The sequence below is a fragment of the Halopenitus malekzadehii genome (assembly GCF_900108505.1).
GTDB classification, from domain to species: Archaea; Halobacteriota; Halobacteria; order Halobacteriales; family Haloferacaceae; genus Halopenitus; species Halopenitus malekzadehii.
Window position 1 is genome coordinate 63,830 of sequence record NZ_FNWU01000008.1, and the last position, 21,611, is coordinate 85,440.

Sequence of the window (21,611 nt, forward strand, 5' to 3'; positions counted from 1 at the left end):
GCGGTGGCCATATGCACGTCGGACCCCAGCACCCGGCGATCGCGCCGGTGTCACGTCGTCGCCCGGTCCGACACCCTCAGTCGGTCGTCAACCGGAGCGTCGTCTCGGCGAACGTTCGCGCGCCGGTGACACAGTCCTCCCAGGACGTGAACTCCGCTTCATTGTGGGTGTTGCCGTCCGCGCTGGGTACGAACAGCATCGCGGTGTCGGTGATCTCGTTCAGGTATTTCGCGTCGTGGCCGGCCCCGGAGACCATCCGCTCGTAGGCGGCGTCGACCGACTCGGCGGCCGCGGCCGCGGCGTCCGCGACCGACGGGGCGAATTCGGTGTGTGGGATGCGCCAGATCTGCTCGAGGTCGTACTCCCCGCCGGCCCGATCGGCGGCGGTCGCGACCTCGAACTCAGCTTCGTCGATCGCGCGGTCGACGACGTCGTCGTCGTAGCTCCGGACGTCGATCGTGAACTCCGCGCGGCTCGGAATGACGTTGATCGAATCGGGCTCGACGTCGATCCGACCGACGGTCGCGACGGCGTCCTCCGAGAGCCGGAGCGGAAGCGACTCGACCTCCCGAATCGCCTTCGCGGCGGCGGTCAGCGCGTCGGTCCGGGTGTGCATCGGGGTCGGGCCGGCGTGGTCCGCGTGACCGTGGATCGTGGCCTGGAGCCACGCCATCCCGTAGACGCCCTCGACGACGCCGACGCCGTTCCCGTGTTCCTCGAGGTAGGGGCCCTGCTCGATGTGCAACTCGAGGGCCGCGTGAAGCGGCCGCGGTTCACACGACGCATCGCCCTTATACCCGATGCGCTCGAGGGCGTCCTCGAGCCGGACGCCGTCGTCGTCGGTGAGGTCGTAGGCGTCCTGGAGCGGCGTGTTGCCGACGAAGACGCCGCTGCCGAGCATCGGGCTCTCGAAGCGGGACCCCTCCTCGTTCGTCCAGTTCACGATCTCGACGGGGCGGTCGGTCTCGATCCCGGCGTCCTCGAGCGCGCGCATCGTCTCCAGGGCGACGAGCACGCCGAGCTGGCCGTCGAACCGGCCGCCCTTGGGCTGGGAGTCGAGGTGCGACCCGATCAGCACGGGGTCGGCATCCGGATCGGCCCCCTCCCGGCGTCCGAAGACGTTGCCCATCTCGTCGACCGTCACGTCCAACCCGAGCGATTCGAGGTCCGAGACGAACAGGTCACGCACCTCGGCGTCCTCGTCCGTGAGTGTCAATCTGTGCAGACCGTCGTCGTCCGTGGCGCCGATCGCCGAGTACTCCTCGAAGCTGCGGCGGAATCGATCCGGATCGATCGCCAGCGTGTGGTCCATACCGACATCCCACACGGCTCGGGAATAGTTCTGTCGGTGCCCAATATATTGTCTCCAGATCGACTTCTAACAATATATCCGTATTTCATCCAAACTCTTGGTTACGGAGCGATAACTAATTAACGGCGCGGCCGCCTCGTACAGTCACTCGTATGCCAAGATCAGGAGCCGACCTCTTCGTGGAGACGCTATCGGAGTACGGCGTCGAGTACCTCTTCGGGAACCCCGGAACGACCGAGGTTCCGGTCGTCGAGGCGGTCGACGACGCCGATCTCGACTATATCCTCGGCCTTCAGGAGGACATCGCGGTCGGAATGGCCTCGGGATACGCCTGCACGCTTCGGGACCGGATCGGAGCGCCGATCGGCGAGGCCGTCCGATCGGGGGAAACGCCGCCGGTCGGGGTGGTCAACCTCCACATCGCGCCGGGGATGGCCCACGGCCTCGGCAACCTCTACGCGGCGAGCGTCTCGAACGCGCCGCTGGTCGTGACCGCCGGCTGTCACCGAACCGACGTCCAGCATCAGGAGCCGATCCTGCACGGCGACCTGCTCGAGATGACCCAGCAGTTCACGAAGTGGAGCGCCGAGGTGAAACGCGTCGGCGCGCTCCCGCAGATGCTCCGTCGGGCGTTCAAGGTTGCGATGACGCCGCCGACGGGGCCGGTCTTCCTCGCGTTGCCGCTGGACGTGGTGACCGCCGAGACCGATGCCGCGGTTCGTCCCCTGGAGGCGCCCCCCTCGATCGGCGCCGCCGACCCCGCGGCCGTCGACCGCGCGGCCGAGGTCATCGCCGACGCGGAAGAACCGGCACTCATCGTCGGCGACCAGATCGCCTGGTCGGGAGCGGACGCGGTCGCGGCGGCGGTCCGCTTCGCCGAGGCGGCCGGCGTCCGTGTCCACGGCGAGGTCCTCCAGTCGAGCGTCGACTTCCCGACCGACCACGACCAGTGGATCGGGGTCTCGGGGGCAACCGTCGACGACGTCCGTGACGTGACCGACACCGACACGCTGGTTCGCGTCGGCTGTTCGACCAACACGCCGACGCTCGGCTTCACCGATCCGGTCGTTCCCGCGGACACGACGGTCATCGACGTCGGGACCGACCCCTGGGAGCTCGGAAAGAACGAGCCGGCGGACGTGAGCGTCGTCGGCGATATCGAGACGACCCTTACGGACCTCACGGACGCAGTCGACTCGCGCATCTCGGCCGCCGAGCGTGACCGCCGCCTGGAGGCGGTCGCCGCGACGAAACGCGACCGCGCCGCCGCTGCGGACGACTCGACCGACTCCTCGGCCGAGTCGGGCACACCGGCCGATACGACCGGGACAACCGGGACGACCGGGACGCCGGCCGACGCCGACGGGCGGATCTCGAAGGCAGCGCTCGTGGAGACGATCGAGTCTGTTGCGCCCGATGCGTACCTCGTCGACGAGAGCGTGACGACGCGTCGCGCCGTCTTCTCCGAATTCGATCTCGGTCCGGAGGGACTTCACGGCAACAAATCCGGGGGACTGGGATACGGGCTCCCGGCGTCCGTCGGGGCCGCGATCGCCGAGAACGACCGCGAGGATCCCCGGCCGGTGATCGGGATCATCGGCGACGGATCCTATCTCTATTATCCGAACACGATCTACTCCGCGGTCAGACACGACGTCGATCTCACCGTCGTCGTCTCCAACAACGCGAACTACCGGATCCTCAAGGACAACACGCTTCGCGTCCTCGGCGGCGAGGAGTCGGAGTACGGGTTCACCGCGATGGATTTCGACCCGCACGTCGACATCGCGACCAACGCTGAAAGCCACGGCGCGACCGGCCGCGACGTCGTCGGCCGCGAGGCCTTCACGACGGAGCTCGAGGACGCGATCGACGAGCGGGGGCCGACCGTGCTCGACGTCGCCGTTCGGGATTGAGACCGCGATCGACCGTCGACGTCGCCGGCTCGGCAACTCACGACCCGGCGCCGTCACCGATCTCCGGCGTTACCGATATCCGGCGTCAGGACCCGCCTCGGAGTGACTGTTCGGTCAGCATCTATCGTCTTCACTACGTGTTATTCAGCCGTCTGTACGGATTCTTGGATCCTTTCGGTTTCTCGAACCCTCACCTCCGACAGTCTTATTTGTGAGAGTTTAGATCGGTAGTCTATGGCACTCGAGATGGAATACCGAACGACGGCGCGATGTGACGGAGGATCGTATGCGTAAGTTCAGTCTCGACTCGGGCGTCTCCCGGCGCCGGTTCCTGCAGGGGGCTGCGGGAACGGGCCTCGCGGCGACGGCGGGTTGCCTCGGCGGTGGCGGCGGTGGCGGCGACGACCGCGTTCCGATGGACGTCACCGAGTGGCCGCCGGAGGACATCAGCTCGAGCCTGAATATGTGGAACTGGTACGACGACTGGGCCGAGTGGGCGATCGACGCCTTCGGCGATGAGTACGACGTCGAGGTGAGCAACAGCGGGTTCTCCTCGCCCGACCAGTGGTACTCACAGCTCGAGGCCGGCAATGAGGACATCGACAACATCGCGGCGACGACGAACTGGGTCGAGCGGTCGATCGAGAACGACTTCCTCCACGAGATTCCGGTCGACGTGATGCCAGCGTGGGACAACATCACCGACCGGATCAAGGAAGCCAGTTCCTACCGACAGGACGGCAGCGTCTACGCGGTTCCCGAGGCGCTCGTGTTGTATCCGCTGACGTACAACGACGAGTACTTCGACTCGGCGCCGGACTCGTGGGGCGTCCTCTGGGACGACGAACACGAGGGCGAGCTGTGTATGTGGGACAACGCGACGGTTTCCTGTCAGATCGCCGCGCTCTACACCGGCCAGGACCCGATCCAGCCGGACGACTTCGACGAGATCGAGGAGGTCCTCATCCAGCAGAAGCCGCTGTTGCGGACCTACTGGGGCGACTACCAGCAGGGAATGAGCCTCTTCGTCAACGAGGACGTCGTCGCCGGGCCGCTCACGATGGGTCGGACCTACACCGCCCGCTTCAGCGAGGGTGCGCCGGTCCACTACACCGCGCCACAGGAGGGTGCGATGTACACGAGCGACCTGTTCGTGATCCCGAGGGGTGCGCCGAACCCGATCGCGAGCCTCCAGTTCACCAACTGGGCGAGCCAAACGGAGAACGCCGCACAGCTGTTCGAGACGATGGGCTACCAGCCCGCCGTCGACATCAGCGACGAGCTCTCCGAGGAGGATGCGGAGTTCACGAACTGGCCGGACGACTGGAACCTCGTCTTCTCGGAGACGCTCTCGGACGAGGTCCGGTCCCGGTATGACGAGATCTGGACCGCGGTACAGGCCGCCTAGGATGTCGCTGCTACACGTCAGCGGGCTCACCAAGGAGTTCGGGGACCTCGTGGCAGTCGACGACGTCGACTTCGACGTCGAGGACGGCGAGTTCGTCTCGATCCTCGGGCCCAGCGGCTCGGGGAAATCGACCGTCCTTCGGATGGTTGCCGGCTTCGAGGAGCCCACCGCCGGGACGATCGCCCTCGAGGGCGAGGAGATCGTCGGCAAGCCCCCGTTCGAGCGCGACGTCAACATGGTCTTTCAGGACCTCGCGCTGTTCCCGCACCTGACGGTCGCCGAGAACATCGGCTACGGGCTCAAACAGCAGGGCGTCCCGAAGGCGGAGCGGCGCGAGCGGAGCGAGCGGATGCTCGAGATGGTCCGGCTGGAGGGGTACGGCGACCGAACCCCGGCGGAGCTGTCCGGCGGCGAACAGCAGCGCGTCGCGCTGGCGCGCGCGCTGGTGAACGAGCCCGCGCTCGTCCTGTTTGACGAGCCGCTCTCCTCGCTCGATCGGAAGCTTCGGCAGCACATGCAGACCGAGCTCCAGCGGATCCAGACCGAGACGGACACAACGTTTCTGTACGTTACCCACGATCAGGAGGTCGCACTCGCCGTCTCCGACCGACTCATCGTGCTCAATGACGGGGGCACCCAGCAGATCGGGACCGTCGAGGATCTCTATGAGGACCCTGCAAGCAGGTTCGTCGCGGACTTCATCGGCGACGTCAACACCGTCACGGGTCGGGTCACCGACCTCGACGACGACCGCGCCCTCATCGACGCCGGCACGGGCGAGATCCCCGTTCCGCGGACGGCGATCGCGGCCGACGTCGCCGCGGGCGACGACGTGGACGTCTGTGTGCGTCCCTATCAGGTTAGCCTGCGTGACGCAGCGACCACGGAAACGGACGCGACCGACGCCTTCGCCAGCACGGGAACCGTCCTGAGCCGGAGCTATCAGGGCAGCGACTCCCTGTACGACGTGGACACGGATGCGTGGGGCACCGTCTCGGCGGAGGTCCGTGAGGACGCCTTCCGGAACGGCGAGGACGTGACCGTCACGTGGGCGCCCGAGCACGTCCACGTCTACCGGCGTGACGACGAGGACCGGCCTGACGGCGGAGAGACGGAGGACCGGCCTGACGGCGGAGAGACGGAGGACGAGTGATGGCGGGGCGATCCGACGCCGGCTCCGCGATCGGCGACCGGATCGACGCGATCACGGCGTACTTCCGGTCGCGCCCGCGCCTGCGGACGCTCGTGGTGGCCGGGCCGCCGTACGCCGTCCTCGTGTTGTTCTTCGCGATCCCCCTGCTCGTGATGCTCGTCGTCTCCTTCCAGACGAGTGAGATCGGCGGGCCGTGGACGCTCAGCAACTACACGAACTTCCTCACCTCCGAGACCTATCTCACCGTCGTTTGGCAGACGCTCGTGATCAGCCTGCAGGTGACGGCGATCATCGCGGTCGTGGGCTACGCGCTCGCGTACAGCATCGTCCGGTTCTCGCGGCGGACGACGCTGTTGCTGCTGTTGGTCATCCTCCCGTTTTGGACCAGCTACATCATCCGGATGTACGCGTGGATCAACATCCTGCAAAGCGACGGCGTGCTCGACTCCACGCTGAACCTCTTCGGGCTCCCGGCGGTGGGACTGTTGTATAGCCAGCCGGCGGTGCTCATCGGGTTCACCTACGTCTGGCTGCCGCTGGCGATCCTGCCGTTCTACGCCTCGTTGACCAATCTCGACCCGGACCTCATCGAGGCCTCGAAGGACCTCGGCGCGGGCCCGATCCGGACGTTCACGTCGGTGACGCTACCGATGACCAAAAACGGCGTGATAACCGGCCTCATCCTCACGTTCATCCCGACGTTCGGTTCGTTCATCACGCCCAGACTGCTCGGCGGCACGAACAACATCATGATCGGAATGGTGATCGAGAACCAGTTCAAGAGCGCGTTCAACTGGCCCTTCGGCGCCGCGATCGGGATGGTGATCTCCGTCGTCGTCGTCGCCCTCCTGATCCTCGCAACGCGGTTCGGCGGCGGCCTCTTCGGCCAGCGGAGCCAGGGAGGTGCGGAGGCGTGAGCGCGCTTTCGAGCCTGTCCGCGGCCGTCGAACGGACGGTGCACACCCACGCCGCACGGATGGCCACGGCCGTGATCGCGCTCGTGATCGCGTTCCTGTGGATTCCGATCGCCGTGTTGGTGTTCATGTCCTTCGCGGCCGGCGGGGTGCTGTCGTTCCCGCCCGAGCAGCTCACGCTGGAGTGGTACCGCGTGTTCCTCACGAACGACGCCGCGATCGACGCGATCGTGACCACGATCACGATCTCCGTGCCGGCGACCATCATCACCGTCACGCTGTCGACGATGATCGCCTACGCGATCGACCGATACGTCTTCCCGGGGCGGGACTGGCTGCAGATGCTGGCGACGCTCCCGATCATCGTCCCGCTCGTCGTCACGGGCGTGGCGATGGTGCTGTTCTTCAACGGCACCCTCGGGCTGCCGGAGTACGTCTCCGTCGTCGTCGCCCACGTCATCCGGACGATCCCCTTCGCGACGCTGGTCATCCTGCCGACGTTCCTCACCTTCGATCGACGACTCGAGGAGGCCTCGAAGGACCTCGGCGCCGACGAGCTTCGGACGTTCTGGCAGGTGACGCTCCCGAACATCTTCCCCGGGATCGTCGCCGGCGGGCTGTTGGCGTTCACCCTCTCGTTCAACGAGTTCGTCTACACGTACTTCGTGAAGGGGTCCGGCGACCCGACCCTGCCCGTCTACATCTGGAACCAGATCCGGTACAACGTCACCCCCGAGGTGAACGTGATCAGCGTCGTCTTCCTCGTCGTCGCGGTGACGATGGTGCTCGTCGCCGTCTCGTTGACCCGCGTCGACCTTCTCACGCGGCAGTGACGGCGGATCGAGGACCAACTATTTGCCCGTCGGGACCCCTTGGAGAGTGTAATGGACGATCGCGAGAGGGATCGGATGCGGACCGGGGGCCGATCGCGGACCGGGGGCCGATCGCGGACCGGGGGCCGATCGCGGACCGGGGGCCGATCGCGGACCGGGGGTCGAACGGGCCACCAGCGAGCGTCCGGCATCCGCGAGGACCGTCGCGCCCAGTCGGTGCAGATCGGTGCCGTGTTGCTGTTCGGGTTCCTGATCGTCTCGATCTCGGTGATGCAGGCGACGGTGATCCCCGACCAGAACCGGCAGGTTGAGTTCGACGCCTACCAGGACGCGGCTGCCGATCTCGTCGACGTCCGCAACGACGTCCTCGCGGCTGCCGGGCAGGACACGACCCGCGGCACGACGGTACACACCGGGGCGTCGTACCCGAACCGGCTGGTGTTCGTCAACCCTGGTCCCCCGCCGAACCGACTCGCAGCGACCGGCGAGCGGACGATCGCGATCGAGAACATCGAGGCGGTCGATAGTGAACCCGCAAACACCCAAGCGTTCATCGGGTCGAACGTGAGCGGCAGTACCTACACGACACGGGACCTCCAGTTCGAGCCGAACTACAACGTTCTCAATGCACAACCGATGGTCGTCACCGGCCAGGAGGCGTACCGAGTTACTGACGGCGGGCCCCTTCCGTTGGCGAGCCAGACGCTCGTCGGCGGCGAAGACGGCGAGCGGATCCACCTGATGACGGTCGATGGCGATCTCTCGGCCGGCGGGCAAGACGCCGTGATCACGACCGAGTCCGTGAGTACCTCGACCCGGTCGGTCGGCGTGCGATCGCCGGACGGAAGTGACATCACGATCCGAATGGCGACACCGACGGGCGTGACCGCCGACGAGTGGGTTGCCCGGACAGGGACCGCGCTCACCGATCGGTACAGCCGGGTGCTGTCCGCCGACAACGTCACCGCCGCCGGCGACGACACCGAGCGCGTCGCGCTCACGCTGAACGGCAGCGCCGATCTCACCTATCAACTCCGCCTCTCGCGGGTCGAACTCCGAAGCACCGACACGTCGTCGACGGTTCCTGACCCCGATCCGGCCTACATCGTTGCGACGGACGGGACCAGCCAGACTTTCAGTACCGATCAAGCGCGCGCCGAGACGCGCGTGCGTGTCAACGATGCGTTCACCAATCCCGTCGAGGGTGCCTCGGTTCGGCTCGAGGCGTCGGGGACGACGCTGCTCGACGAGACCGGTACCGATCGTGGCTCCTCGTTCGTCACCACCACCGACGCCGATGGGACCGTCCCGATCCGGGTGGACACCGACGGCGTCACCGATCCGGTCAGCGTCACTGCCACCGCGATCGACGCCACGTCGACCGCCGACCAAACGACGATCGATCTGTACCCCGCCGGGAGTGGCGGTGGTGGGCAGCCACAGGATGTCAGCTCGTCGCCGGCTGCAAGCGTCTACGTGGATCCGCCGTCGACGATCGGGAACGGAAATAACGACAATCAAGTCACCGTTACGCTGGAGGCGAGCGAAGAAGTGACGATTGAGGCGCTCGGGTTCAGTTATTATTACCCAATTCCCGAAAATCCCGGTCAAGGTATAACTCGAGAGATCGATTCCGCGACTATCGGATCTACATCGTTCACGGTTCCTGGTGAATTCAAAAAACTCGGCCAACCGATAACGATTCCGCAGGACGGAACCAGTATAACGGTTGACTTCAGCAACAGCAACGATGCCCCAGCAGAAGATGACTTCTTCGTCATCACCGTGCAGTTCTCGGACGGCGTCACCCGGACGTTCTTCGTCCGTGTGAGCGAGTGATCCCGCCGACTCAGTCTTCTTCGACGACTTCCGGATCCTGGATCGCCGACTGCAGTGAGTCGAGCCCGTTGACCCACTCCGAGACGAGGCCGTACTCGATGTTCTCCACAAGCTCGATGTCGAGCTGATCGCCATCGATGATGCGCGTGCCGGCTTGGACGATGTAGCCAAGAGCGGCGTCGAGGTCCTCGTCGGCTTCGGCGTCGGCGGCTGCGCCGACGTACTCGTCGAGATCGCCTTCGACGACGCCGCCGACGATGTACTCCTCGGCCGCGTAGAAGACGGGGACGAGCGAGGTCTGGACGCCGTCGATCAGCATCGTCTTGTCCTCGTCGTCGAAGTCCACCTCGGTCAGCACGATCTCGCGGACGTCCTCGATCTCCTCGAGCGCGCGGTCCTCGTCGATCCGGCCGTCCTCGTACGCCGAGAGGACCTTGGCGACGGCGATCGCGGCGTCATCCTGGAGGTTGATCAGGAGGCGGGCGGAGTCCTCGTTCTCGGGGTCGAGCTCCTCCTCCTCGATCCGGGAGATCCAGTTCTGCCAGCGTTCCTCGGAATAGAAGGTCTCTACGGCCTCGTCGGCGTCCTCGGTCATGTCCCAACTGTCACGTGGCCCACTCAAATGCCTTTCCTATCGCCCGGGCTCGCGAGACTCGGTGGCACGGCGGCGGGGACGGTGCAGCGATGGGGGATGCAGCGACGGAGATGATCCGGCGGCGACCCGATCCGCGGCTGTAAGCTTCAAGTGCGGTCCGCGAGTTGGTCCGATATGGACCTCTATGCGGCCATCGCCGACCTGCCGGTCACCATCGAGTCGGAGGCCCGAACTCGCCACCGCGCGGACACCACGAGCGGCTTCGAACGCGTCACCACGGAGATCGCGCTGTCGGGCGACGGCGAAACCGGCCGCGGCGAGGACGTCGCCTACGAGACGGCGGATCACGAGGCGTTCGCCGACGCCCCGCCCGTCGGGATCGAGGGCGAGTGGACGATCGATTCGCTGTCGAACCGGCTCGCCGAGCTGGACCTGTTCGAGACGAAGCCCCCCGAGCGGGAGGGCTTCCGGGCGTACCGTCGGTGGGCCTACGAGAGCGCGGCCCTCGATCTGGCCCTCCGGCAGGCTGACACCGACCTCGCGAGCGTGCTCGACCGGGCGCTCGATCCGGTTCGGTTCGTCGTCTCGACCCGGCTCGGGGACCCGCCGAGCGTCGACCGCGTACGGCGGCTGCTCGAGGCGGACCCCGACCTGGCGTTCAAGCTCGACCCGACGCCGGAGTGGGCCGCGGACCTGGTCGAAGCGCTCACGGAGACGGGTGCCGTTCGGGTGCTCGACCTGAAGGGCTGGTACGAGGGGACCGACGTCGACGTCCCGGCCGATCCCGCCCTGTACGACCGTGTCCTCGACGGGTTTCCCGAGGCGGTCATCGAGGACGCCGCGTTTACCGATGACACCCGTGATCGGCTCGCGAGCGCGGCTGACCGACTCTCGTTTGATTATCCAGTCACTAGTCTCGAGAGCCTCCGATCCCTGCCGGTCGATCCGGGGTGGTGTAACGTCAAACCCTCCCGGTTCGGCTCGATCCGGTCGCTGTTCGAGACGGTCGAGTACTGCCGCGAGAACGGGATCCGGCTCTACGGCGGCGGGCAATTCGAGCTCGGCGTCGGCCGCGGACAGATACAGATCCTCGCGTCGCTGTTGTACCCCGACGGGCCGAACGACGTGGCACCACGCGTCTTCAACGATCCCGCCACCGAGCCGCCCTACCCGTCGAGCCCGATCGCGATCGACGACCTCGAGGGGTTCCGTCGGTCGCGATGACTTCGGGATCGATCCGATCGATCGGATCGCTGCGATCGATCTGGCGTGATCCGACCCGCCGCCGGTGGGCCCTGTGGGCGATCCTCGCGGCGTCGTTCCTCCTCGTGAGCCTCTACCGGCTCTCGACGGCGGTGCTGGCCGAGAACCTGATGCGGGCGCTCTCGATGAGCGGCACCCAACTCGGCACGCTTCACGCGGTCTTTTTCCTCGTGTACGCCCTGCTGCAGCTCCCGACGGGGATTCTCGTCGACCGGTTCGGTCCCCGGTTGACCGCCGCTGCCGGCGCGACGGTGATGAACCTCGCGGCGGTCTGGTTCGCGCTGGCGGGCAGCTACGCGACCGCGCTGGCCGCTCGGCTGCTCATCGGCCTCGGCGGGAGCCTCATCTTCGTCGCGGTGTTGCGATTCTGTGCGAACTGGTACCGCCCGGACGAGTTCGGCACGATGAGCGGCATCTCGTTCGCCGTCGGCGGCGCGGGCGGCCTGCTGGCCACCACACCCCTTGCGGTCGTCGTCTCGGCGGCCGGCTGGCGACCCACTGTCGCCGGTCTCGGCGTCGCCGGCCTCGTGGTCGCTGCGGCGACCTTGATCTTCGTCCGGGATACCGCCTCGGCGGCCGGACTGGAACCGGTGACCGGCGTCCCCGATCAGGACCGCCCATCGATGGGGGAGATCGGCGGCTACGCCGTGCGGGTCCTCTCCGACCGGTGGGCGTGGGCCGTCGCGGTGTTGCTGTACTGCACCGGCGGGGTCCAGCTCACGCTCATCGGTCTGTGGGGCATTCCCTACGTCGTCCAGGTCTACGACGTCTCGGTGACGACCGCCTCGACGATCACCCTCCTGGGCGGCATCGGCACGGCCGCTGGCCCGCCGGCGTTCGGCTGGCTCTCGGACCGGACCGGCGTCCGAACCACGTTCGTCGTCGGCGCTGCGATCGCACAGACCGCCGCGTTGGGGATCATCGCGGCGGTCGGGGACCCGCCGTTCTTCGTCGTCGGGGTCGTCTTCCTCGCCGTCGGCGGCCTGGTTGGCGCCTTCGTCCTCACCTACCCGATGGTCCGATCGCGGTACGATGACCGCGCGAGTGGCGTCGCGATCGGGGCTATCAACGGCGCCTCCTTCTTCGGCGCCGCGACCTTCCCCACGCTGATGGGGACGGTGCTCGACGCCTACTGGACGGGCGAACTGCTCGACGGTGTGCGCGTGTACACGATGACGGGCTATCGCGTCGCGTTCGCCATCGGCGCCGTCGCGGGCGTGATCGCGATCGGCTGTGCGACCTGGCTCCACCGGCACGATGGGGCATCCACGACGACGTGATCACCGCGCGAGCGGCATGTTGTAGCTCGTCTCCGCGGCCATCACGTGCTCCCAGGTCCGCTCGCACTCGCAGTCGACCTGCTCGAAGACGCTCGGGTCCTGCCGGAGGTCGAAGTCCTTGATCGCCGTCTGTACGCGGTCGTCACACTCGCCGCAGTTGTGGGCGCCGCGATCGGAGCCGTGTCCGACCGGGTCGGAGACGACGATCGCGTCCGCGTCCGCGGTCTCCGCGAGGATATGTGCCACGCTCCAGAGCCATGGCGGGCGGTAGCCCCCCTCGAAGAACAGCTCGTCCACCATCGTGTACCGTTGGACGTTACACGGGTTCATCGAGACGGTGTGACACCCATCGACGTCCGCACAGCGCCGGATCGACGCGATCATGTCGTTGACGGCCTCCGGCTCCGCGAGGAAGGGAGGCTTCAACAGGAGGTACGCCTTCACGCCCGCGCTCACGTCGTCGGTTTCCGCGTCGACCGCACGGACCTCCTCGCAGGCGGCCTCGAAGTCCGAGAACTCGAAGTACTTGTTCACGCAGTCGTGCCGGACGCGGTCGGTCGCCGTCTCGAGGCCGATCGCGACGTCGGTCGACAGCCCGACGTCGGTGAAGTCGCTGACGGCATCGGCAGTGACGAAATCCGGGAGCGATTCGAGGACGATCCGGTCGCGGTCGGCGAACGTCTCGGCGATCGCCGCGCGCGTCTCGGCCGGGACCTCCCGCTCGTCGAGGAACGACCCGGAGGTGTAGATCTTGACCAGCCGCGAGGGCTCGTCGGCGTTGGCCTGCTCGTGATCCAGACAGACGTCGATCTGGTCCATCAGGGCCTCGTGGGTGACGCTGCCGCCCTCGACGGACTCGGCGACGTAGCCACACATCGTACAGCCGCCGGCGCGGGCCCACCGGCAGCCGCCGGTGTTGAGGATGATGGTCAACGATTGGCGGACGCCGTCGGGAGTGTTGTCCTCGTCGATCCAGACGCGGGTCGGCTCGTGGGGGTCGTACGTCTCGTCCCGCTCGGCGCGGACCTCGCGCATCACGGCGTTGTGCGCGTCCATCCCGCGCCCCTGTTCGGCGGCCTCGGGGGTCGGCGTGCTCATTACGGGGACCTCGGGGACCGGCGCGTAAATCCGCTTCGTCCGGACCCGATCGTCGAATCGCCCGGATTCGATCGTTGAGTCGTCCGAATCCGGTCGTCAGTTCGACCGCGAGCGCCGGTTCGCGTTCGGGTCCTCTCTCACGATTCCGCGCACATCCCGACCATCCTTCGAGTTTTCACCGATCATTTGTACGGAATAAATGATTATTTTATTATTCTCACATATGATATAGGTTGAATCGCCCCATAATATTAAGTATGAACGAGCCGATCCAATACCTACCGAATGGTCTCCACTACTGTGGACGCCGATGTCGAGACCGTTCTCGAATCGGCGACCGCTGATTCCGATGACGATCTCCTCGTCGTCAACCCCTCCACTGAAGCGATCGAGGCGATCGTTTCCGCCGGTATCGATCCCGACACACCAGCCATTCCGCACGTTCGGCTGCTCGTCGAGGAAGCGACGATCGCGGACGCGATGGACGGATTCCTGCGTGCCTCGAAGGCTGCAGCGTTGATCGACCGGCGAACCTTGACGATCCGAACGCCGTCGACGGACCTCTCGACGACCCTGCTCGTCACGTCGACGGACGTCTCGGCGATCGTCGAGTCGACCGGCGGCGTCGGCGTGCTCTCCAGTTCCGATCCCGCGTTCGCCGGGTCGGTCGGCGACGCGTACCGCGACCGGTTCGCCGACGCGACGGACTACCGACTTCGCACGCCGGCGCTCGACCGCGTCCGCGAGACGATGGATGAGGCGATCGGCGAGGAGCCCCGAGCCGATTTCGAGGCGATCCTCGAGGCGATCGAGGACACCGAGACCGGTGACCGGCTCGATGCCGTCGCGGTCGCGTTGCTCGTGGCCGCGAAACACGGCGTCCTGTTGTACGACCTCTCGAAATGGGGCGAGGACGTCGGTCTCGCCTCGAAGGCCACCTTCTCCCGAACGAAGACCGATCTCGAGGACCACGGCGTGATCGAGACGGAGAAGGTACCGATCGACGTGGGTCGCCCCCGGCTTCGGCTACAACTCGGCGACGACCGGCTTCGAGGCCTGTCCCCGGTCGAACTCGCGTCGACGACCGCCGAACTGCTCGAGTAGCCCGGCCGACGGTCCGAACGACGGAGACGTGCGACCTCGGCCACCCGGTCGGGTCGCGGTCGTCACTCGACGTCCGATGACTCGTCGTCCACGCTTTCGTTACTGGCGGGCACGATGCCCGTGATCTCGAACCGTGCGCCGCCCTCCTCGGCGTCGGTCACGTCGATCTCCCAGCCGTGGGCGTCGACGATCTCCGCGACGATGGCGAGGCCGAATCCGGTTCCGCCCTCGGCGGTCGTATAGCCGGACTCGAACACCGTCTCGCGTTCGTCCTCGGGGATCCCCGGGCCGTCGTCCGCCACGTAGAATCCCGTCCCGTCCGGGAGGTCGCCGATGGTGATCGTCACGGCGTCGCCGCCGGGTTCGACGGCGTCCTCGCGAGCGTCAGCGAGGGAGGGCTCGTCGGAGCAAGCTCCGACGGCGTCCTCGCGAGCGTCAGCGAGGGAGGGCTCGTCGGAGCAAGCTCCGACGGCGTCCTCGCGAGCGTCAGCGAGGGAGGGCTCGTCGGAGCAAGCTCCGACGGCGTCCTCGCGAGCCTGCGAGCGGGGGCTGGTCGAGCCATGCTCGACCGCGTTGCCGAGGAGGTTCTCGAGCAGCTGCTGGAGCCGGTCGCGGTCAGCCTGGACCGTCGCGTCCGTCTCGACCGAGAGCCGCGCGTCACCGCCATCGATCGTCGTCCAGGCTTCGCGTGCGACGGAGTTCAGGTCGACGGGTTCGGTCTCGCCGATCGACTCGCCCTGCCGAGCGAGCGTCAGCAGATCGTCGATGAGTTGCTCCATCCGGCCCAGCGCGGTCTCCACGTGTTCGATCGCCGCGGCGTCGCCGGCCTCGGCGAGTTCGAGGTAGCCGGTCGCGACGTTGAGCGGATTCCTGAGGTCGTGGCTGACGATGCTCGTGAACTCCTCGAGGCGGGCGTTCTGCTCGGCCAGCTCGCGCTCGCGGGCCCGCAGCTTCTGTTCGCGTCGGGCGCCGTCGAGGGCGCTCCGAACGTTTGCGCCGAGGATCCGCGCCAGCGCGACGTCGGCCTCGTCGAAGTCGTCGACCGTTGTCGACCCCGCGATGAACACCCCGTGATCGCCGAGGGGAACGATCAGCTCGCTGCGGATCGGTGTCTCGGAGTTGTGGAGACGGTCGGCGGTTCGGACGTCATCGAAGTGGACCACGGACCCGGACTCGTAGGCCCGCCACGCGAGCGACTCCCCGGGTTCGAAGGTCGGGATCTCCGCAAACGTCCGCCTGGCGCCCTCGGTAACGGCGATCGGCTCCAACGCCGGACCCTCGGCCGTCTCCGTGTGGAAGTAGATCCCCGATATTTCGAGATCGAGCAGGGTCGCTCCGGCGTCGACACCGCGGTCGGCGACCGCCTCGCGCGTCCCCGCGTCGATCAGGTCGCGGGTCGCCTCGTGGAGCGCGTCGAGCCGATCCGCATACCGCCGCGTTTCGGTGATGTCGGTGTAGACGGTGAACCCGTCGGCGGTCACGACGCCGTCCGACAGCGGAACGAACCGGACGACGAAGACGCCGGTCGTTCCATCGGCCCGCTCGCGTTCGATCTCAGTCTCGTACCGCTCTCGCCGTCGGGCGTGCTCGCGAAACTGCGAGAGGTCGTCGGTCGAGCGTGTGTCCGGAAACAACTCGTCGAACGACCGGCCGCGGGCCTCCCCGGCGGTGTATCCGAACGTCTCCGCGAAGGCGGGGTTGACGTCGACGACGATCGGCTCACCGTCCGTGAAGACGATCCGGGAGACCGCATCGGAGGTGTTCTCGAAGAGGGCTTCGAGCCGCGACTTTTCGACCGCGAGTTCACGCTGTCGCCGCCGCTGTCTGTCGCTGTAGACGCCGATCACGATCCCGCCGAGGATCGCGGCAGCCGACAGCTGTGCGACGATGATCCGTGGTTTGATCTTCCCCTGGGACCGCTGGATGAGGTAGACCCAGGCCGCAAGCGCAAGCGCGCCGCCGAGGCTCAGGACCGTCCATCGGAGGATCCTGCCGCCGTCGACGCCGTCGTCCATCACGCCGATCCACAGTCCGGCGGCCAGGATGGCGGCGCTCAACAGATACGGGACGCTGTTCTCGAGTAGGGCCGTCCACAGTGCGTTCCCCTCGAGGATCACGTCCTGGTAGACGTCGACCGTGAAGATGCTCGCGAGGAGGACTCCGAGCGCGGCTATCAGCGCCGCGGATAACAGCCGCGTCGTCTCGGATCGGTCCATCGTGTCTCGTTTTACCGTTCAAGGCAGTCGTCGGCTTGTAGTCCTTTCGACTGTCGGTCCGTTTCGGTTGCGGGATGCGTGGTCGGTCCGGTTGCGGGACGTCTCAGTGTGGTGTCAGGCGAACGCGCCAGCCACCAGCAGCGGGAACACGAGCGTCGCCTCGGCCTCGACCTGCGTGTAGTTCGTCTCGGTTTCGTCCTTGATCTTCCCCCAGGAGACCGCCTCGTTGGGTGGCGCGCCGGACAGCGATCCGTCGCCCTCCATCCCGGTGGAGATGTAGACGGCGTAGTCGGCGCCGCCGCGGAAGAGGTTCGTCATGATCGCGTGGTGTTTCGGCACCCCGCCGCCGACGGCGATGAGCCCGGTTTTCCCCGCCAGGAGGCCGTCCTCGATCAGCGAGTCGTAGTCGTCGAGGATCTCGATGCCGATCTCGGAGTCGTAGCCCTGCCGGTAGTAGTAGAGGAAGTTGCCGACCTCGGCGTCGGTCAGGGCCGGACAGTAGACGGGAACGTCGTTGTCCGCGGCCTGTTTCAACACGGAGTCGTCGTCCTCGAGCGTCTGGCCGACCTCCCGGGCGAAGGCCGTCGGCGTCCGGACCTTCTGCTCGGCGAAGAAGTCGTCGAAGAAGTCGTAGAGGAACTCCTCGAGCCAAACGTACCGGTCGGAGGGGACGTAGATGTTCCCGAGCCGGTTGATCCCGCGCTCGCGGAGCTCGGCCTCGTCGGCGTCCCACTCGCCCATCTTGAACGGCTTGGCCGTCTTGATGATGTCCTCGGTCAGCGACCCCGAGGTCGTGATGAGCACGTCGACGTAGCCCTCCCGGACGAGGTACGCGACCGTCTCTCGCAGTCCCGAGGAGATGATGTTCGAGGTGAAGGTGAGATACACCGTCGCGTCATCCTCCTGCATCCGCTCGGCGATATCGATCGCCTCGGCGAGGTGAGTCGCCTGAAAGCCGGTCGTCGCGTACGTCTCGAGCAGCTCGCCGATGTCGAGGTCGCCGCGGAAGTCCGGCCCGCGAACGTCGGGCGTGGACAGCTCCTCCTCGCTGCCCGGCACGACGTTGTCCCGGGTCTCCTCGTCGGGGGAATCGCCCTCGTGATCGTCGGCGTGAGAATCGCCCGTCTGGGCGTCGTCGTCGTCCATACGGACGCATACGCCCCGACGGGTTTGAATCGATCGGGTTCCAATCCGGATCGTCACGCGAGCACATCCCACAGCCCAACGGCCGTTCGCATGCGCTGACGATCAGCGCGGGGCATTTATATATCGGGACGTAACCACGGGTATGGATCGGCGTCACTATATACGATCGCTTGCGGGCGCCGGCGTCGTCGGGACCGCCGGCTGTCTCGGATCGGTGCCCGGATTCGGGAACGAAAACACCGTCCTCGGCCCGCCCGAGCAGGACCTGAGTGAGGCGTCCCACCCGAGCTACGGCGACGAGCTCCCCGCGGTGACGCTTCCCGACCCGATCGCGGGTGAGGAGATCTCGACCGAGAGGATCTTCGACGAACGCGACCGCGCCGTATTGCTGACGTTCTTTTATACGCACTGTCCTGATGGGATTTGCGCCGCACTCATTCGCTATCTACGACGAGCACAGATCGTCGCATCGGAGCAGGGAGCCGCTGATGAAGCTGCATTCCTCCCTATCACCTTCGATCCGGAACGTGATACTGCTGCGGTACTCCGCGAATATGCCGATCGGATGAATGTGAATCTTGATGCAGGCAATTGGCATTTCCTCCGGCCCGAAAGTTTCGAAGCCAGTCAATCCCTCATCAGGGAACAGTTCGGATTGGCGACGAAGAAAGTGTATGATCACGACTACCAAGAGAGTCTCGAATATACATTCACCCACCTTGGATACATTTTCCTTGTTAACAAACAGGGTATCATCGAACGTGTCTACCCGGGCGGAAAAGCCATTTCGATCGAACGGGTCGAAGAAGACTTCACACGAGTTCTAAACCAATAACATGCAACGCCGCCACGTCCTCGCTGGAGTCGCAAGTGTGGGTACGCTCGCTGGTGCAGGGCTTTCGATAACGGGGGGTCTCTCACGTCGTTCCGACGTCGAACCAGCCGATCCCGTGACGCTCAACACGATCGATGCGCCGGGAAGCCGTGATGGGGAAGTGACGATTCCGGCGACAGATCGACCGACCTTTGTCGACTTTTTCGCGACGTGGTGTGACCCGTGTGTCGAACAGATGCCCGCTCTCGCGGAAGCAAACGATCGCGTAGACGACTCCGTGCTATTCATTTCGGTGACAACCGAGGCAGTGGGTGAGTCCGTTGCTGAGGAAACGATCGTTGAGTGGTGGCGAAAATATAACGGCGATTGGCTACTTGGCGCCGATCCGTCCATCGAACTCTCCTCAAGTCTGGGCGTCAGCCCGCGGATCCCCACTGCAGTCGCGATCGACGATACCGGCCGCGTTCAATGGTCAGAGTCGGGCGTCCACACCGCCGATGAACTGCTCGACGGCATCGAGACCATCTTATAAGTGATCCCGCAATGACCGACGCCTCGATCGCCACGAACCTGCCCTTCGCAGTCGCCGCCGGGGTCGCGACGTTCTTCTCGCCGTGCGCGTATCCCCTGTTACCCGGCTACGTGGGGTTCTACGTGAACCAGGCGGACGCCGACTCGGTGTCGATCGCGGGGGCGAGCACGCGCGGGATCGCTGCCGGGATCGGCGTGCTCGCGACCTTCGCGGTGCTTGCGGGCGCGACGGTCCGGATCGGGCACTCGACGATCTCGAACCTCACGGTCTTCGAGTCGCTCGTTGGGGGGTTGCTCGTCGTCTTCGGCCTCCTCGTCGTGGCGGGACGCGCGCCCTCGCTGTCGATCCCGTTGCCGAAGCGCCGATCGAGCGTGCTCGGGTTCGGCCTGTTCGGCGCCGGCTACGCGCTCGCCGGTGCGGGCTGTGTCGCGCCGATATTCCTCGGCGTCGTGGCACGGGCGATCGCGCTCCCCTCGGAGATGGCCCTGATCGTCCTCGCGACGTATGCGGGAGTCGTCGCGGTGCTGCTCGTGGCCACCACCGTCGCGACGGGGATGGGATTGCTCACGAACGCTGGCCGACTGATGGCCTACTCCGGACGGTTGAAACAGATCGCCGGCGTCGTGATGGTGATCGCCGGGATCGGACAGATATACCTCGCGATCGTCGTGTACTGATCGCGGGACGCGGCGCTCCGACCGACTTCCGGAACCGATCGCCCGGACCGATGGATATAGTGTCGCCCGTCGAGGAGCCCCGATGAATGACCGTTCGTGACCGAGCGACCGAACTCCGCGCGGTCGCGGCGGAGCTGCGTTCCGACGGCCGCGGCGGGATCCTCGCCGCGGTCGCTGGCGGCTGGTTCCTCTCGATCGGCGTCCGGATGGTGTACCCCGCGATCCTCCCGCAGCTACGGGCGACGTACGGCTTCGATCTCACCACTGCCGGCCTGCTGGTCACGGCCCTGTGGCTCGCCTACGCGATCGGGCAGCTACCGGGCGGGATGCTCGACGACCGCCTCGGCGGCGGTCGCGTCCTCGTGGCGAGCACGGCGGTGTCGGCGACGGCGCTTTCGCTCGTCGTTCTGGCGGGCTCGACGGTCGTGCTCTTCGGTGCGACGGTGCTGTTCGGGCTCGCGACGTCGCTGTACGGCGTCGCCCGGTTCACGATCCTTTCGAGCAACTTCGACGACCGGGCGGGAACCGCCATCGGCGCGACGATGGCCGCCGGCGACTTCGGGAACGCCCTGCTGCCGCCGATCGCGGGCGTTCTCGCCGTGACGATCGCTTGGGAGGTCGGGCTCGGCCTCGCCGTCCCGTGCTTCCTGCTTGCCGCGGTCGGGATCCAGCTCGTTGTTCCCGACGACGGACGGAGCGATGCCGTCGCCGCCGACGGCTCCGGGACGGCGGAGACGGGGGAGACGACCGCGGACGCCGAGCCCACCGACGGGATCGCGACGACCGCTCGGCGGCTCGTCGCGGTGCTTCGCGAGCCGGCGGTGCGCCGGGTGGCCACGATACAGCTGCTCGGGTACTGTTCCTGGCAGGGGTTCACCGCCTTCTACCCGACGTACGTCGTGACGGAGACGTCGATCGCCCAGCCGACCGCCACCGCGCTGTTCGGCGGCTTCTTCGGGCTGGGGATCGTCTCGAAGCTGGCGGCCGGCTCCGCCTACGACGGCTACGGGATCCGCCGAACGCTGCCGGTCGTCCTCGGCGTCGGTGCGGTCGCGATCGTGCTGTTGACCGCCGTGGAGGGACTGCTCGCCGTCGCCGGCGTCACCGCCCTCGCCAGCGTGATCCTCGGCTACTCGACGATCACGTTGACCGCGCTCACCGGCGCCTTTCCGGACGACGTCCAGGGGACCGGCCTGGGACTGCTCCGGACCGGCTACATGCTCGTCGGCGCCGGTGTGCCGACGGTGATCGGAGTGTTTGCGGATGCCGACCGTTTCTCGGAGGCCTTCCTGCTCGTGGCCGTCGTGGCCGCGGTCGCCGCCCTCCTCGCGCTCCGGATCCCCCCGAGCGACCCGTCCCCGGAACGGGCGGCGTGAGACCGATCCGGGGATCCGCCGATGGAACCAACATTTATACCTGGATACGAACTACGGCGGAGTATGACTCTCGACGAGTTCGCCCTCGCGGCCACGACCAGCGACCTGTCGCGT

Annotated in this window: 18 protein-coding genes; 13 read left to right on the forward strand and 5 right to left on the reverse strand. The window is 66.6% G+C overall.

The features are described from left to right. Nucleotides 1-76: 76 nt before the first annotated feature. Nucleotides 77-1,312, reverse strand: a complete 1,236-nt coding sequence (locus BLW38_RS11550; RefSeq protein ID WP_092817380.1) for a Zn-dependent hydrolase — start codon at nucleotides 1,310-1,312, stop codon at nucleotides 77-79. A gap of 152 nt (nucleotides 1,313-1,464) precedes the next feature. Between BLW38_RS11550 and BLW38_RS11555 the strand changes: the two genes are divergently transcribed. The 6 genes from BLW38_RS11555 to BLW38_RS11580 all read left to right on the forward strand — a co-directional run bounded on the left by BLW38_RS11555 (nucleotide 1,465) and on the right by BLW38_RS11580 (nucleotide 9,375). Next, nucleotides 1,465-3,228 (forward strand): thiamine pyrophosphate-binding protein, encoded by a 1,764-nt coding sequence (locus BLW38_RS11555; RefSeq protein ID WP_092817381.1) that lies wholly within the window; start codon nucleotides 1,465-1,467, stop codon nucleotides 3,226-3,228. 286 nt (nucleotides 3,229-3,514) lie between these two features. Next, on the forward strand, nucleotides 3,515-4,636 hold the full coding sequence (locus BLW38_RS11560) for an ABC transporter substrate-binding protein (protein WP_092817409.1): 1,122 nt from the start codon (nucleotides 3,515-3,517) through the stop codon (nucleotides 4,634-4,636). A gap of 1 nt (nucleotide 4,637) precedes the next feature. Beyond that, a complete protein-coding gene (locus BLW38_RS11565) occupies nucleotides 4,638-5,789 on the forward strand; it encodes an ABC transporter ATP-binding protein (RefSeq protein WP_092817382.1) in 1,152 nt (383 codons plus the stop codon). After that, entirely contained in the window at nucleotides 5,789-6,706 is a 918-nt protein-coding gene (locus BLW38_RS11570; protein ID WP_092817383.1) for an ABC transporter permease, read from the forward strand. Before BLW38_RS11565 ends, BLW38_RS11570 begins: the two co-directional genes overlap by 1 nt. Beyond that, on the forward strand, nucleotides 6,703-7,536 hold the full coding sequence (locus tag BLW38_RS11575) for an ABC transporter permease (RefSeq protein ID WP_245710186.1): 834 nt from the start codon (nucleotides 6,703-6,705) through the stop codon (nucleotides 7,534-7,536). The genes BLW38_RS11570 and BLW38_RS11575 overlap by 4 nt, the downstream gene beginning before the upstream one ends. A gap of 51 nt (nucleotides 7,537-7,587) precedes the next feature. Beyond that, on the forward strand, nucleotides 7,588-9,375 hold the full coding sequence (locus BLW38_RS11580; protein WP_092817384.1) for a hypothetical protein: 1,788 nt from the start codon (nucleotides 7,588-7,590) through the stop codon (nucleotides 9,373-9,375). Nucleotides 9,376-9,385: 10 nt separating this feature from the next. Here BLW38_RS11580 and BLW38_RS11585 read toward each other — a convergent pair whose 3' ends face one another. Continuing rightward, nucleotides 9,386-9,970, reverse strand: coding sequence for a DUF2150 family protein (locus BLW38_RS11585; protein ID WP_092817385.1), 585 nt, complete (start codon nucleotides 9,968-9,970; stop codon nucleotides 9,386-9,388). A 174-nt stretch (nucleotides 9,971-10,144) separates the two neighbouring features. On the opposite strand from BLW38_RS11585, the gene BLW38_RS11590 reads away from it, so the two are divergent. Together BLW38_RS11590 and BLW38_RS11595 are read left to right on the forward strand one after the other, a co-directional pair. Continuing rightward, nucleotides 10,145-11,194 (forward strand): enolase-like domain-containing protein, encoded by a 1,050-nt coding sequence (locus tag BLW38_RS11590; RefSeq protein ID WP_092817386.1) that lies wholly within the window; start codon nucleotides 10,145-10,147, stop codon nucleotides 11,192-11,194. Next, complete coding sequence (locus BLW38_RS11595) at nucleotides 11,191-12,513, forward strand: MFS transporter (RefSeq protein ID WP_092817387.1); 1,323 nt, start codon at nucleotides 11,191-11,193, stop codon at nucleotides 12,511-12,513. The genes BLW38_RS11590 and BLW38_RS11595 overlap by 4 nt, the downstream gene beginning before the upstream one ends. Here BLW38_RS11595 and BLW38_RS11600 read toward each other — a convergent pair whose 3' ends face one another. Continuing rightward, nucleotides 12,514-13,611: an archaeosine biosynthesis radical SAM protein RaSEA gene (locus tag BLW38_RS11600; protein WP_092817388.1), complete on the reverse strand. Its 1,098-nt coding sequence runs from the start codon at nucleotides 13,609-13,611 to the stop codon at nucleotides 12,514-12,516. Between the two features lie 285 nt (nucleotides 13,612-13,896). Between BLW38_RS11600 and tbsP the strand changes: the two genes are divergently transcribed. Then, nucleotides 13,897-14,715, forward strand: coding sequence for a transcriptional regulator TbsP (tbsP, locus tag BLW38_RS11605; protein ID WP_092817389.1), 819 nt, complete (start codon nucleotides 13,897-13,899; stop codon nucleotides 14,713-14,715). A 62-nt stretch (nucleotides 14,716-14,777) separates the two neighbouring features. Here the strand turns inward: tbsP and BLW38_RS11610 are convergent, their stop codons facing one another. Together BLW38_RS11610 and BLW38_RS11615 are read right to left on the reverse strand one after the other, a co-directional pair. After that, nucleotides 14,778-16,931: a PAS domain-containing sensor histidine kinase gene (locus BLW38_RS11610; protein ID WP_092817390.1), complete on the reverse strand. Its 2,154-nt coding sequence runs from the start codon at nucleotides 16,929-16,931 to the stop codon at nucleotides 14,778-14,780. Between the two features lie 114 nt (nucleotides 16,932-17,045). Continuing rightward, nucleotides 17,046-18,077, reverse strand: coding sequence for a deoxyhypusine synthase (locus BLW38_RS11615; protein WP_092817391.1), 1,032 nt, complete (start codon nucleotides 18,075-18,077; stop codon nucleotides 17,046-17,048). Nucleotides 18,078-18,219: 142 nt separating this feature from the next. Here BLW38_RS11615 and BLW38_RS11620 point away from each other — a divergent pair, with 142 nt between their 5' ends. The 4 genes from BLW38_RS11620 (at nucleotide 18,220) to BLW38_RS11635 (ending at nucleotide 21,497) form a co-directional block, all read left to right on the forward strand. Continuing rightward, on the forward strand, nucleotides 18,220-18,912 hold the full coding sequence (locus tag BLW38_RS11620) for an SCO family protein (RefSeq protein WP_092817392.1): 693 nt from the start codon (nucleotides 18,220-18,222) through the stop codon (nucleotides 18,910-18,912). 1 nt (nucleotide 18,913) lies between these two features. Continuing rightward, on the forward strand, nucleotides 18,914-19,444 hold the full coding sequence (locus tag BLW38_RS11625; RefSeq protein WP_092817393.1) for a TlpA family protein disulfide reductase: 531 nt from the start codon (nucleotides 18,914-18,916) through the stop codon (nucleotides 19,442-19,444). Nucleotides 19,445-19,455: 11 nt separating this feature from the next. Then, entirely contained in the window at nucleotides 19,456-20,121 is a 666-nt protein-coding gene (locus BLW38_RS11630; RefSeq protein WP_092817394.1) for a cytochrome c biogenesis protein CcdA, read from the forward strand. A gap of 86 nt (nucleotides 20,122-20,207) precedes the next feature. Continuing rightward, nucleotides 20,208-21,497 (forward strand): MFS transporter, encoded by a 1,290-nt coding sequence (locus BLW38_RS11635; protein WP_092817395.1) that lies wholly within the window; start codon nucleotides 20,208-20,210, stop codon nucleotides 21,495-21,497. Nucleotides 21,498-21,611 lie beyond the last annotated feature (114 nt).

Bases quoted from the DNA above. Each gene is read 5' to 3' on its own strand.
- BLW38_RS11550 (WP_092817380.1), bottom strand. From the start codon at position 1,312: ATGGACCACACGCTGGCGATCGATCCGGATCGATTCCGCCGCAGCTTC.
- BLW38_RS11555 (WP_092817381.1), top strand. From the start codon at position 1,465: ATGCCAAGATCAGGAGCCGACCTCTTCGTGGAGACGCTATCGGAGTAC.
- BLW38_RS11560 (WP_092817409.1), top strand. From the start codon at position 3,515: ATGCGTAAGTTCAGTCTCGACTCGGGCGTCTCCCGGCGCCGGTTCCTG.
- BLW38_RS11565 (WP_092817382.1), top strand. From the start codon at position 4,638: ATGTCGCTGCTACACGTCAGCGGGCTCACCAAGGAGTTCGGGGACCTC.
- BLW38_RS11570 (WP_092817383.1), top strand. From the start codon at position 5,789: ATGGCGGGGCGATCCGACGCCGGCTCCGCGATCGGCGACCGGATCGAC.
- BLW38_RS11580 (WP_092817384.1), top strand. From the start codon at position 7,588: ATGGACGATCGCGAGAGGGATCGGATGCGGACCGGGGGCCGATCGCGG.
- BLW38_RS11585 (WP_092817385.1), bottom strand. From the start codon at position 9,970: ATGACCGAGGACGCCGACGAGGCCGTAGAGACCTTCTATTCCGAGGAA.
- BLW38_RS11590 (WP_092817386.1), top strand. From the start codon at position 10,145: ATGGACCTCTATGCGGCCATCGCCGACCTGCCGGTCACCATCGAGTCG.
- BLW38_RS11595 (WP_092817387.1), top strand. From the start codon at position 11,191: ATGACTTCGGGATCGATCCGATCGATCGGATCGCTGCGATCGATCTGG.
- BLW38_RS11600 (WP_092817388.1), bottom strand. From the start codon at position 13,611: ATGAGCACGCCGACCCCCGAGGCCGCCGAACAGGGGCGCGGGATGGAC.
- tbsP (WP_092817389.1), top strand. From the start codon at position 13,897: ATGGTCTCCACTACTGTGGACGCCGATGTCGAGACCGTTCTCGAATCG.
- BLW38_RS11610 (WP_092817390.1), bottom strand. From the start codon at position 16,931: ATGGACCGATCCGAGACGACGCGGCTGTTATCCGCGGCGCTGATAGCC.
- BLW38_RS11615 (WP_092817391.1), bottom strand. From the start codon at position 18,077: ATGGACGACGACGACGCCCAGACGGGCGATTCTCACGCCGACGATCAC.
- BLW38_RS11620 (WP_092817392.1), top strand. From the start codon at position 18,220: ATGGATCGGCGTCACTATATACGATCGCTTGCGGGCGCCGGCGTCGTC.
- BLW38_RS11625 (WP_092817393.1), top strand. From the start codon at position 18,914: ATGCAACGCCGCCACGTCCTCGCTGGAGTCGCAAGTGTGGGTACGCTC.
- BLW38_RS11630 (WP_092817394.1), top strand. From the start codon at position 19,456: ATGACCGACGCCTCGATCGCCACGAACCTGCCCTTCGCAGTCGCCGCC.
- BLW38_RS11635 (WP_092817395.1), top strand. From the start codon at position 20,208: ATGACCGTTCGTGACCGAGCGACCGAACTCCGCGCGGTCGCGGCGGAG.